This window comes from Rhodococcus sp. HNM0569, from assembly GCF_012726205.1.
GTDB lineage: Bacteria > Actinomycetota > Actinomycetes > Mycobacteriales > Mycobacteriaceae > Rhodococcus_F.
On the sequence record NZ_JAASAE010000005.1, the window covers coordinates 67,345 to 79,368 of the forward strand.

Sequence of the window (12,024 nt, forward strand, 5' to 3'; positions counted from 1 at the left end):
CTGGTGCCCAGGGAGCGGATCCGGGAACAGACCGGCCGGGAGTACGGTTGAAGCGTTCACGGGCCCGAACTGAGCGAGACCCACGAGCCCGAGCGCGCCGGACGCAGAAGCCGAGCGCAGCGGATACTTGGTACGACACATGAGGGAGAGCCCATGACTGTGCAGAACGAGACTGCAACCCACGGCGTCACGATGACCGAGGCCGCGTCCTCGAAGGCGAAGGCGCTGCTCGATCAGGAGGGTCGCGACGACCTCGCGCTGCGCATCGCAGTCCAGCCCGGCGGTTGCGCGGGCCTGCGTTACCAGCTGTTCTTCGACGATCGCACGCTCGACGGCGACCTGGTCGTCGACTTCGGTGGCGTCTCGCTCGCGGTCGACCGCATGAGTGCGCCGTACGTGGAGGGTGCGTCGATCGATTTCGTCGACACGATCGAGAAGCAGGGCTTCACCATCGACAATCCCAATGCCACCGGCTCGTGCGCATGCGGAGACTCGTTCAACTGAGCCTCACGCACCACCGGCACGGCCGCACCGGCGCGGAACCTCCTGCGAGGTTCCGCGCCGGTGTCGTCTGTGCGGCCTCGTCCGGAGGGTGGTCGACCGTGCGTGACGAGCGAGTACGGTGAGTGCGCTCACCGATTGCACCCCCCCCGTCGAAAGGCTCTCCACCGTGAGAATTGCGGTTACCGGCTCGATCGCCACCGACCACCTGATGCGCTTTCCCGGCAAGTTCGCCGAGCAGCTCGTCGCCGACCAGCTGAAGCACATCTCGCTGAGCTTCCTGGTGGACGACCTGGTGGTGCGCCGCGGCGGCGTCGGCGGCAACATCGCGTACGCGATGGGCGTGCTCGGTGGCACACCGCTGCTCGTCGGTGCGGTGGGCGCCGACTTCGCCGAGTACCGGGCATGGCTCGAAAGCAACGGTGTCGACTGCTCGGCCGTCGCGGTCTCGGACACCGCGCACACCGCGCGGTTCGTCTGCACCACCGACGAGGACATGGCGCAGATCGCGTCGTTCTACCCGGGAGCGATGAGCGAAGCGCGCGACATCTCGCTCGCCGCCGTCGCGGAGCAGGCGGGAACGCTCGACCTCGTCCTGATCGGTGCGAACGATCCGGCCGCGATGGCGCGGCACACCGACGAATGCCGCGAGCTGGGCATTCCGTTCGCGGCCGATCCCTCGCAGCAGCTCGCGCGTCTGTCGGGTGACGAGGCCCGTGCGCTGGTCACCGGCGCGAAATACCTGTTCACCAACGAGTACGAGTGGAGCCTGCTGTTGCAGAAGACCGGTCTCACCGAGGCCGAGGTCGCGGCGCAGGTGGGCGTGCGCGTCACGACGCTCGGCGCCGGGGGCGTCGAGATCGTGGAGAGCGGGCAGCGCGTGCACGTCGGTGTCGTCCCGGAGAAGGGGAAGGTCGATCCGACGGGCGTGGGCGATGCATTCCGCGCGGGCTTCCTGCTCGGCCGGAGTGCGGGCCTGGGCCACGAGCGTGCAGCGCAGCTCGGTTCCCTCGTCGCGGTGTACGTGCTCGAGACGGTCGGCACGCAGGAATGGCGCTTCGACCGCGACGACGCGCTCGCACGACTCGGCGACGCATACGGGCTGGCGGCCGCCGACGAGATCGCCGCGACACTCGCCTGACGGGCGGACGAGCTGACGACAGTGGGGCCCGAGGCGTGCGCCTCGGGCCCCACTCGTGTCTCGCCGGCTCTACAGATCGACGGGGTACACGGGCTCCTTGATGTCGGGGACGATGCGGCCCTCGACGAAGATGCCGTGCCAGATCATGAACGTCAGGACGGTCCAGAGCCTTCGGCTGTGATCACTCGTGCCCGCGCGGTGCTCGTCGAGCATGCGCAGCACGGCGGCCTTGTCGACGAGGTGATCGGTCTGCGACGCCGTGATGTTCTCGCGCGCCCAGTCGAACAGTTCGGGACCGGCGAGCCAGTGCCGGATCGGCACCGGGAAACCGAGCTTCGCCCGATGCAGAACGTGCGCGGGCACGATGCCCTCGAGTGCCTTGCGCAGCGCGTACTTCGTGGTCGACTTCGTGATCTTCTGGTCGAGCGGGATACGTGAGGCGACGGCGAACACCTCGGGATCGAGAAAGGGCACGCGCAGCTCGAGCGAGTTCGCCATCGTCGTCTTGTCGGCCTTGACCAGGATGTCCCCGCGCAGCCACGTGAACAGATCGAGATGCTGCATGCGTGCCACGGGATCCCACCCGCGAGACTGCGCGTAGATCGGCGCCGTGACGTCCTGGTGCGTCCACTCCGGGCGGAAGTCGCGCAGCACCGCACGGAGCTGCGCGTCGTTGAAGCTGCGGGCGTTGCCGTAGTACCGCTCTTCGAGGGGCATCGAGCCGCGGTGCAGCAGGCTCTTGCCCCGCGTGCCGTCCGGGATGCGTTCGGACAGCGCGCCCGCGGCGCGGCGCAGCGGGGCGGGCAGCTTCTCGAAGGGCGCGAGTGAGAGCGGTTCGCGGTAGATCGTGTAGCCCCCGAAAAGCTCGTCGGCGCCCTCGCCCGACAGCACGACCTTGACGTGCTTGCGGGCTTCACGCGCGACGAACCACAACGGCACGAGCGCGGGATCGGCGACGGGATCGTCGAGATACCACACGATCTCCGGGATCGCGGCCGCGAACTCTTCCGGAGAGACCACCTTGACGACATGCCGCGCGCCGATCGCCTCTGCGGACTCGGCTGCGACGTCGACCTCGGAATAGCCTTCGCGCTGGAAGCCCGTGGTGAACGTGATGAGCTTCGGATTGTGTCGCATCGCGAGCGCAGCGATCGCCGTCGAGTCGATGCCGCCGGACAGGAACGATCCGACCGTGACGTCGGCGCGCATGTGCTTGGCGACCGAGTCCTCGAGGACCTCGGCGATCTCCTGGTAGCGCGCCTGCTCGCTGCCGGCAGTGAACGGACGCACCGGGAAGGACGGCCGGAAGTACCGGGTGACGACGGGATCGGAGCCCGGACGCACCCGGGCGAAGCTGCCGGACTCGAGCCGGCGGATGCGCCGATGCAGGGTCTCCGGTTCAGGCACGTACTGCAGCACCGTGTAGTGCTCGAGCGCACGGTTGTCGAGTTCGGTGTCGATGCCCACGACGTCTGCGATCTCGAGCAGGCTCTTCTTCTCGCTCGCGAACGCCGTGCCGTGTCCGCCCGTCGCGAGGAACAGCGGTTTGATGCCGAACGGGTCGCGCGCGACGAACAGTTCGCCCTGCTCGGTGTCCCAGATCGCGAACGCGAACATGCCGCGCAGGCGCCGCACCGCGTCCTCGCCCCAGTAGTGGAAGGCCGCGACGATGGCCTCGCTGTCGCCCTCGGTGCGGAACTGTGCGCCGAACTCGTCCGCGAGCTGGGCCCGCAACTCGACGTAGTTGTAGATCTCACCGTTGAAGGTGAGCGCGTAACGCTCCGGATTGTCCGGCGGGCCCCAGCGCAAGGGCTGGTGCGAGTGCGCGATGTCGATGATCGACAGACGATTGAACCCGAACACCACCTGGCCGTCGTTCCACGTGCCGTGCTCGTCCGGCCCGCGATGGCGCATGCAGTGCATCGCCTGGTCGACGCGGGAAACGGTGTCGTCGGTGGTGCCGTCAGAAGTCAAGAACCCGAGCAGTCCGCACACAGCGACCGGTACCTCAATTCAGATTCGGGGAAACCACTCCACATCCGTGGAGATGTCTGAAACTCTAGTGAGGAAGTATGCCGCAGATCGTCCATCGACCCCGGCGCGCACCGGACGGCGACACGTTCCGACCCTGGGAGTGGTACGTCGCGGGCTTTGGTCTACGCTGCGTAGTAATTGGGCCTTCCCCTGTGGGTGAGCCCTCGTGTATTTGCGGCGATCAGGAAGGCGTGAACGTGGCGCAAGGTCGGATCCTTCGGCGGGCAGGGCTGGCAGTATCACTGGGCATCGCTGCCGTGCTGCTGTCGGGTTGTTCCATCGACAACTCGGTGCTCCGTTTCGGGTGGCCTTCGGGTATCACTCCGCAGGCGCACCGGATGCGTGAACTGTGGACCTGGTCGGTCATCGCGGCGCTCGTCATGGGCGTCATCGTGTGGGGCCTCGTGTTCTGGACCGTCATGTTCCACCGCAAGAAGAAGAACTCGCCCGAGTTCCCGCGGCAGACGGCGTACAACGTTCCCCTCGAACTCGCGTACACGGCAATCCCGTTCGTGATCATCGCGGTGCTCTTCTACTTCACGGTCGTGGTCCAGAACCAGGTCCTGGACAAGGAAGGCGACCCCGACGTCACGGTCGACGTCACCGCCTACCAGTGGAACTGGAAGTTCGGCTACCGCGACATCGCTCTCGGCAACGGCACGACGTACGACGCGGTGGACCACGAAACCGAGACGCGTCTGCAGGAGAACGCCGAGGTCTCCGAGATCGACGAGCACGGCAAGGAAGTTCCGGGCCCGATCCACGGCAAGAACCCGCAGGACGTCTCCTACCTGCACTACAGCAAGATCGAGACCGTCGGTACGAGCCAGGAGATTCCGATCCTGGTGCTGCCCACCGGCAAGCGCATCCAGTTCGAACTCGCGTCGGCCGACGTCATCCACGCCTTCTGGGTCCCCGAGTTCCTGTTCAAGCGGGACGTCAACCCGAACCCGGAGGAGAACCACTCGGACAACGTCTTCCAGATCAGCGAGATCGAGAAGGAAGGCGCGTTCGTCGGCCGCTGCGCCGAGATGTGCGGCACGTTCCACGCGATGATGAACTTCGAGGTCCGCGCGGTGTCGCCGGAGAAGTTCGACCGCTACATCGAGCTGCGCAAGCCGAAGGCCGAGGGTGGCCAGGAGCTGTCCACGGCAGACGCTCTCGCGCAGATCGGCGAGTCGCCGGTCGCGACGTCGACCACGCCGTTCGACACCGACCGCACCTACCGCCAGGCGACGGTTGCCGAGGGCAACTGAGCACATCGACCTCTGATCAAGGACAAATGCTGATATGAAGATCGAAGCGAAGCTCTTCGAGATCCTGACGGTGTTCTTCATTCTCGTCGCGGTCGTGTACGGAGTCTTCACGGGCCTGTCGCGCACGGGCATCGAGTGGGCGGGACTCACGGCCATCTGCCTCTCGGCGGGCCTGACGCTCATCGCCGGCACCTACTTCCGGTTCGTCGCGCGTCGTCTCGACACGCGCCCCGAGGACTACGACGACGCGGAGATCGCCGACGGCGCAGGCGACCTCGGCTTCTTCAGCCCCGGCAGTTTCTGGCCCATTCTGGTCGCAGGCGCGGCGGCCCTCGCGGCCATCTCGCTCGCATTCTTCCAGTGGTGGATGATCGTGCCGTCGGCGATCGCGGTCATCGCCGCGGCCGCGGGCCTCGTCTTCGAGTACTACGTCGGTCCCGAGAAGCACTGAGGCTTCGCCGGAGAAACAGCGACTGGGGCTTCGCCGCAGGAGCATCGATACATGCGCCAGAGGGCCGGTAACCGACACGGTTACCGGCCCTCTGGCGTATCGGTGTGCCGTACGGACCTGACGAAGCCCCGTGGACAGCACCGGCAGGACGCCGCCGCGGCAACGGCGAGCGGGCAGTATCGACACCATCGTTCGAGTGGCATCCTGCGATATCGCCCGTTCGGTTGGTCGAGCAGACCCGTCTCGCGGAACGGGGGGAGCGGGCTCGACGAGTGCCTGAATACGAAGGCCTCCGGTAGTGAAGTGGAGCTGTCAAGGAACCGCTTCACAGGCCGGAGGCCCTCATGTCCCACGCTAATGCAGCACTGATCCCACGCGCCTGCCTACGACTGGCCCAACTCGTCATCGATGACGGATGGAGCCGCGTTGCGGCAGCGAAACTGTTCATGGTCTCCCCGCGCACCGCGAGCACATGGGCGCAACGCTACCTCGCCGAAGGCCCGGCCGGGATGCGCGACCGCAGCTCACGCCCGAGATCGTCTCCGAACAAGACCAGCGACGAGAAGGTCCGCGAGATCGTGCGACTGCGGTGGCGCCACCGCCTCGGCCCGATCCAGATCGCCAGCCGGCTCGGCATGGCGGCCTCGACCGTGCACGCCGTCCTCGTCCGCTGCCGGATCAACCGGCTCGGGCGCATCGACCGCGTCACCGGCGAGCGGCTGCGACGGTACGAGCACGAGTATCCCGGCTCGCTCATCGACGTCGACGTCACCAAGTTCGCCAATATCCCCGACGGGGAGGCTGGCGCTATGTCGGGCCGGCGAAGGGACACCGCAACAGGCAGGCCACCGCCCGGCGCACCGGCACACGAGGTGCGGCCTATCGGCCGAAGATCGGAAAAGCGTTCGTGCACACCGCGATCGATGATCATTCCCGTGTTTCTTATGCCGGGATGTGCAGTGACGAGACTTCGGTCACCGCGCGATCGGTGTCCTGCGCAGAGCGGTTGCGTGGTTCGCCGACTACGGTGTGCGCGTCGAGCGGGTGCTCTCCGATAACGGGGCGGCCTACAAGTCCTCTGCGTGGCGTCATGCCTGCGCCGATCTCGGCATCGTCCATCAGCGGACTCGGCCGTACCGGCCCCGAACCAACGGGAAGATCGAACGGTTCCACCGCACCCTCGCCGACGGCTGGGCCTCCCGGCGCATGTACACCTCCACCGGTGAACGCAACGCCGCGCTACCGGCTTGGCTTCACTTCTACAATCACCACCGAGCCCACTCCGCCATCGGAGCCAACCACCGATCGCCAGGCTGACCAACGTCCCTGGACATCACAGCTACGTGCCGCGGTCCGTCGTGGACGAGGCGCGCGGCGGGTGAGTATTCCGCAGCCGTGTCCTGTTGCAGTGGGACGACGACGTGCAGTGCGACGACGACGGCAACGACGGCCTGCTTTCGCTCGGCCTTCGTAGCCGACAGCCGGACCGTCTTCATCGCTTCGGGTACGGAGAGCGGGCGCACACACGAGAGCGGCCCCGAACCACATGGTTCGGGGCCGCTCTCGTCGAACTGGCTGGGCCTAGTGCTCGTCTCCGCTGTCGGAGTCCGAACCCTTGCCGTGCGCGCGGTCCTGGTACTCGGTGAGGATCTGCAGTTGCTTGTGCTCGCCCTCGTGATGGGCGCGCTCGAGCGCTTCGCTCTCCTCGGTCGGGTCGGCCTTGAGCAGGCTGCCCGAGCCGGGCTTGCCGGCCGAGCCGAGCTTGTTCATCTTCTTCGGGATCGCCGCACCCTGGTACTCGAGCGGGATCGGGTGGCCGTGGTCGTCGACCGGGCCGAGCGGCTGGTGGACCTCGATGAACTCGCCGTTCGGCAGCCGCTTGACGATGCCCGTCTCGATGCCGTGTTCGAGCACCGCGCGGTCGCTGCGCTGCAAGCCGATGCAGAACCGGTAGGTGACGAAGTACGCGATCGGGGGCAGCAACACCATGCCGATGCGGCCGATCCAGGTCATCGCGTTGAGCGAGATGTCCAGGTGGTACGCGATGATGTCGTTGATGCAGGAGATGGTGAGGACGGCGTAGAAGGAGATCGCCATCGCACCGATCGCCGTGCGCACCGGCACGTCACGCGGACGCTGGAGCAGGTTGTGGTGCGCGTCGTCCTTCGTGAGCTTCTTCTCGATCCACGGGTAGACGATGAGCAGCATGAACACCAGGCCCATGATGACCGCGACCCAGAACACCGCGGGGATCGTGTACCTGTCGACCAGATAGATCTCCCACGCGGGCCACAGGCGGGCCAAACCGTCGGTCCACATCATGTAGATGTCGGGCTGCGAACCTGCCGACACCTGCGCCGGGTTGTAGGGGCCGATCGTCCAGACCGGGTTGATCTGCAGCAGACCACCCATCAGGGCGAGGACACCGAACGTCATCGCGAAGAACGCGCCGGACTTGACCGCGAACACCGGGAGGATGCGGACACCCACGACGTTGTTCTCGGTGCGGGCCGGGCCGGGGAACTGCGTGTGCTTCTGGTACCACACGAGCGCCAGGTGGCCGGCGATGAGCGCGAGGATGATCGCCGGGAACAGCAGGACGTGCGCGACGTACAGGCGCGGGATGATCAGCATTCCCGGGAAGTCGCCGTCGAAGATCATCCAGTGCAGCCACGTGCCGATGACCGGCACCGACATGGTGATGCCGCCGAATGCGGCGCGAAGGCCCGTGCCCGAGAGCAGGTCGTCGGGGATGGTGTAACCGAAGAAGCCCTCGAACATCGCCAGGATCAGCAACAGGCAGCCGATGACCCAGTTCGCTTCGCGCGGCCTGCGGAACGCACCGGTGAAGAAGATGCGCGCGAGGTGCACGATGATCGACGCCGCGAACATGAGCGCGGCCCAGTGGTGGATCTGTCGGACGAACAGACCGCCTCGCACCTCGAACGAGATGTTGAGGGTGGTCTCGTACGCACGCGACATCGTGACGCCACGCAGCGGCTGGTATGCGCCGTCGTACACGACGTGTGCGAGCGACGGGTCGAAGAACAGCGTGAGGTACACGCCCGAGATCAGCAGGATGATGAAGCTGTAGAGCGCGATCTCGCCCAGGAGGAACGACCAGTGGGTGGGGAAGACCTTGTTGATCTGCCGCCGGATGCCCGGAGCGAGGTGGTATCGCGAATCCATCGCCTCCGCCTGCTCGGCGGCGCGGGTCTGAAGGGTGGTACTCACGGGCGACGCTCCCAAAAGGCCGGGCCGAGGGCTTCGATGAAGTCGCCCGCGGCGACCAGGTAGCCCTCTTCGTTCACTGTAATGGGCAACTGCGGAAGGGCGCGGGCTGCAGGCCCGAAGATCGGCTTGCCGTACGTGAGCGCATCGAACTGCGACTGGTGGCACGGGCACAGGATGCGGTGCGTCTGCTGCTCGTAGAGCGACGTGGGGCAACCGAGGTGCGTGCAGATCTTCGAGTACGCGAAGTAGTCGCCGTAGTTGAAGCTCTCCTGACCCTTGCGCTTGGTCACCTTGGCGGTGTCCTCGGGACGCAGGCGGATCAGCATGACCGCGTTACGGATGCCGCGCAGGCCTTCGAGAAGCGCGTCGTGGTCGTCGCGGTCGGACTCACGGAACGGGAACACCGTCTCCATGCCGCCGGCGTCGAGATCCTCCGCGCGGACGAGGACGACGTCCTCGACGCGGCCGGTGTCGCGACGCAGGTAGATCGTCTCGCCCTCGAAACGGGGGGTCCAGCCCGACACCCACAGGTCCGACTCGTCGCCCTTCGCCCACGGGTTCTTGACGAGACCACCGAGCGGCATGATCGCCATGACGCCCAGCGCGCCGCCGCCGAACAGCAGGCTGCGCTTGATCATCTTGCGGCGACCGAGCGTGGACGTCTGGAACGAGTCGCCGAGCTCGGCGACGATCGTCTTGCGGTCCACCTCCGCGGACTTCCCGTCGTGGCGGTCCTGGATGGACACCTCTTCGGGGATGAACTTCTTGGTGAACTGCACGGCGCCGACACCGAGGCCGAGGATCGCGAGACCCATCGTGAGGCCGATGAGCGGCGTGTACAGCGTGTAGGCGCCGTACTGGTCGTCGCCCGGGCCCGCGTACTGCCAAGGCCAGAACAGATAGATCAGGATGAACGCGACGGCCGCGACACCCGAGAGGGCGAACCAGAATGCGACATTGCGCTCGGCGCGCTTCTCCGCCTTGGTGCCCGGCACCTCCCAGCGGTTACGGCGGTACGCGATGTCGACACCGTCGAGGTTGGTGCCGAGTTCGACGAGTTCTTCCTGGCTCATCCGGTCGAGCTCGTCGTCCGTGTACTTCTTGGGCGCATCGCCGCCCGGCAGGCCAGCGTCGCTCATTGCCTTGCTCCGATCCACAGCGCTGCACCGACGACAGCGACAATTCCGACAACCCACATCGTGGGGCCTTCCGCAGCCGGCCCGAGACCACCGAGCCCGTAGCCACCGGGGTTCTTCGTCTCCGCGTAGTGCTTGATGTAGGCGATGATGTCCTGCTTCTCCTCCATCGACAGCTGACGATCGGAGAACTTGGGCATGTTCTGCGGGCCCGTCGCCATCGCGGCGTAGATCTGCTGCTCGTTGGCAGGATCGAGGACCGGCGCGTACTTACCGGACGACAGCGCGCCGCCGCGGCCGGTGAAGTTGTGGCACGACGCGCAGTTCATGCGGAACAGTTCGCTGCCGCGGGCGATGTCGTCGCCGCGCAGCGACTCCTGGGCGATCTCGCCGTTCTCGTCACGCACGACGCTCGGGCCGCCACCGTTGGCCTGGATGTACGCACCGATCGCGTCGGTCTGCGCGGCATCGAACTTGGCGGGCTTGCGCGAGGCCTGGGCCTCGTTACGCGCCGCAGGCATGCGGCCCGACGAGACCTGGAAGTACACCGCGGCCTCGCCGACGCCGATCAGGCTGGGGCCACGATCCTGCACACCCTGCAGATTCGCGCCGTGACACGTGATGCACGACGTGTCGTAGAGCTGCTTGCCTTCGCGGATCAGTGCGGCCTGATCGTCGTTGGCGGTCGCCACTTGCGGGCTCGGAGTGAGTGCCGACGCGAGGAAGCCGGCGCTCACCAGTCCCATCATCAGGACCAGTGCGCCGGTGACACGTCGCCGAATCTTTCGCTGGCGACGTGTTCTCGCGGCAGACGCCGTGGACTCGGATGCGGGCGGGGGGGATGAACTCATCTGTATCCCTTTGGTATGTCGGGACGGACTGGACGTCAGGGGGCTGCCTGGGCGTTCAGCTGGCTAACGGATGAAATAGATCGTGGCGAACAAGCCGATCCAGACGATGTCGACGAAGTGCCAGTAGTAGGACACGACGATCGCCGCGGTGGCCTGGGCCGGGGTGAACTTGCTGACCCGGGTACGGGCAATGAGGAAGATGAAGGCGACGAGACCACCGATCACGTGAAGACCGTGGAAGCCGGTGGTGATGTAGAAGACCGAGCCGTAGACGCTGCTCGAGATCGACGTGCCGTGCTCGACGAGGTGGTAGTACTCGTAGCCCTGGCCGAGCACGAAGAATGTGCCCATGAGCAGGGTGATCGTGTACCACCGGCGGAGGCCGAAGACGTCGCCCTTCTCGGCGGCGAAAACACCCATCTGACACGTGAAGGACGACGCGATCAGCACGAGCGTGACCGGCACCGCGAGCGTCAGGTTCAGCTCGGTCGGCTCCGGCGGCCAGTTCCCGTTCGACTGGGCTCTCGCCACGAAGTACATGGCGAAGAGGCCGGCGAAGAACATGAGCTCGCTCGACAGCCAGACAATGGTGCCCACGCTGACCATGTTCGGACGGTTCAGCGAGTGCACGCGTTGGGTGATTGCGGATCCTGAAGTCCCTACTGCGCTCGTCACAGAAGGAAGTATGACGCCTTGTCGTACAGCCTGACTACCGGGGGTCGAATATCGGCGAGTCTCGTGCGCGCGCACGAGGCGCGATTCGGGCGAATAACCTGGGGATCCTGCGAGGACAACGAAAGGGTTTCGGTGCAAAGGACTGTCGACCGCTGGTGGAAACGGCTGATCGGACGCGGCCGTCGGCGCCCGCTCGACCCCACGCGACGTGATCTCGTGGTGGTGGCGGAGAGCTTCGACGACGCGGAAGCGTGTTCCACCGTACTCGCGCGAGCCGAGGACGCGGGGTGGGTGGCGGCCGGGGACGCGCTGCTGCGCCACCATCTGGTGTTGCCCGCGGCGGCGGTCGACGCCGCCGTCGCACTCGCGGCCCAGGACGGTTACGTCCTCGGGGATGCGGCCGGTTACGTACTCGGGGATGCGGCCGGTTACGTACTCGGGGATGCGGACGGTGACGTCACGGGGGACGCGGCCAGGGAGGCCGCGCCCTCGGCGGTGGCACCGAATGTGCGTGCGGTGGTGCTGCAGCGAGTCCAGGTGCTCGACGCGTTGCACTGCGCCCAGGAGAAGTCGCGCATGGCGGGTCTGGCGCAGCGCCACGGCGGCACCGCGCGCGGCTGGGACGCGCTGCAGGTGCCCGCCGAGCCGGGCCCGACCACTGACTAGGCTGCACCTACCCCAACCGGGCAGCGGCGCGGACGGATTCCGCGTACGCGACTACATCACGTGAGAACACAGGGGACAT

The 12,024-nt window shown here is 66.5% G+C and carries 10 protein-coding genes and 1 pseudogene; 6 read left to right on the forward strand and 5 right to left on the reverse strand.

What is annotated here, in order from left to right:
* The first annotated feature begins 153 nt into the window (after nucleotides 1-153).
* Both HCA44_RS08805 and HCA44_RS08810 read left to right on the forward strand, forming a co-directional pair.
* Nucleotides 154-504, forward strand: coding sequence for an iron-sulfur cluster assembly accessory protein (locus HCA44_RS08805; RefSeq protein ID WP_169648182.1), 351 nt, complete (start codon nucleotides 154-156; stop codon nucleotides 502-504).
* Between the two features lie 166 nt (nucleotides 505-670).
* Nucleotides 671-1,642: a carbohydrate kinase family protein gene (locus HCA44_RS08810; RefSeq protein ID WP_169648183.1), complete on the forward strand. Its 972-nt coding sequence runs from the start codon at nucleotides 671-673 to the stop codon at nucleotides 1,640-1,642.
* Between the two features lie 69 nt (nucleotides 1,643-1,711).
* Here HCA44_RS08810 and asnB read toward each other — a convergent pair whose 3' ends face one another.
* Nucleotides 1,712-3,637 carry an asparagine synthase (glutamine-hydrolyzing) gene (gene asnB, locus HCA44_RS08815; RefSeq protein ID WP_169648184.1) on the reverse strand — a complete coding sequence of 642 codons (1,926 nt, stop codon included), beginning with the start codon at nucleotides 3,635-3,637 and terminating at the stop codon, nucleotides 1,712-1,714.
* A gap of 230 nt (nucleotides 3,638-3,867) precedes the next feature.
* On the opposite strand from asnB, the gene HCA44_RS08820 reads away from it, so the two are divergent.
* From HCA44_RS08820 to HCA44_RS08830, 3 genes and pseudogenes are all read left to right on the forward strand, one after another.
* Nucleotides 3,868-4,932: a cytochrome c oxidase subunit II gene (locus HCA44_RS08820; protein WP_169648185.1), complete on the forward strand. Its 1,065-nt coding sequence runs from the start codon at nucleotides 3,868-3,870 to the stop codon at nucleotides 4,930-4,932.
* A gap of 34 nt (nucleotides 4,933-4,966) precedes the next feature.
* Nucleotides 4,967-5,383 (forward strand): cytochrome c oxidase subunit 4, encoded by a 417-nt coding sequence (locus tag HCA44_RS08825; protein ID WP_169648186.1) that lies wholly within the window; start codon nucleotides 4,967-4,969, stop codon nucleotides 5,381-5,383.
* Nucleotides 5,384-5,727: 344 nt separating this feature from the next.
* Nucleotides 5,728-6,765: pseudogene (locus HCA44_RS08830) on the forward strand (IS481 family transposase).
* A gap of 199 nt (nucleotides 6,766-6,964) precedes the next feature.
* Here the strand turns inward: HCA44_RS08830 and HCA44_RS08835 are convergent.
* The 4 genes from HCA44_RS08835 to HCA44_RS08850 form a co-directional block, all read right to left on the reverse strand.
* Nucleotides 6,965-8,572, reverse strand: coding sequence for a cytochrome bc complex cytochrome b subunit (locus tag HCA44_RS08835; protein WP_169648365.1), 1,608 nt, complete (start codon nucleotides 8,570-8,572; stop codon nucleotides 6,965-6,967).
* Nucleotides 8,573-8,613: 41 nt separating this feature from the next.
* Nucleotides 8,614-9,756: a ubiquinol-cytochrome c reductase iron-sulfur subunit gene (locus tag HCA44_RS08840; RefSeq protein WP_169648187.1), complete on the reverse strand. Its 1,143-nt coding sequence runs from the start codon at nucleotides 9,754-9,756 to the stop codon at nucleotides 8,614-8,616.
* Nucleotides 9,753-10,604, reverse strand: coding sequence for a cytochrome c (locus HCA44_RS08845; protein ID WP_169648188.1), 852 nt, complete (start codon nucleotides 10,602-10,604; stop codon nucleotides 9,753-9,755). The genes HCA44_RS08840 and HCA44_RS08845 overlap by 4 nt, the downstream gene beginning before the upstream one ends.
* A gap of 63 nt (nucleotides 10,605-10,667) precedes the next feature.
* Nucleotides 10,668-11,279, reverse strand: a complete 612-nt coding sequence (locus HCA44_RS08850; protein ID WP_169648189.1) for a heme-copper oxidase subunit III — start codon at nucleotides 11,277-11,279, stop codon at nucleotides 10,668-10,670.
* A 132-nt stretch (nucleotides 11,280-11,411) separates the two neighbouring features.
* Between HCA44_RS08850 and HCA44_RS08855 the strand changes: the two genes are divergently transcribed.
* Entirely contained in the window at nucleotides 11,412-11,945 is a 534-nt protein-coding gene (locus HCA44_RS08855; RefSeq protein WP_169648190.1) for a hypothetical protein, read from the forward strand.
* The last annotated feature ends 79 nt before the right edge of the window (nucleotides 11,946-12,024 follow it).

Excerpts from the sequence above, each read along its gene's own strand:
- HCA44_RS08840 (WP_169648187.1), bottom strand. The coding sequence starts at position 9,756 with ATGAGCGACGCTGGCCTGCCGGGCGGCGATGCGCCCAAGAAGTACACG.
- HCA44_RS08845 (WP_169648188.1), bottom strand. The coding sequence starts at position 10,604 with ATGAGTTCATCCCCCCCGCCCGCATCCGAGTCCACGGCGTCTGCCGCG.
- HCA44_RS08805 (WP_169648182.1), top strand. The coding sequence starts at position 154 with ATGACTGTGCAGAACGAGACTGCAACCCACGGCGTCACGATGACCGAG.
- HCA44_RS08825 (WP_169648186.1), top strand. The coding sequence starts at position 4,967 with ATGAAGATCGAAGCGAAGCTCTTCGAGATCCTGACGGTGTTCTTCATT.
- HCA44_RS08835 (WP_169648365.1), bottom strand. The coding sequence starts at position 8,572 with ATGGATTCGCGATACCACCTCGCTCCGGGCATCCGGCGGCAGATCAAC.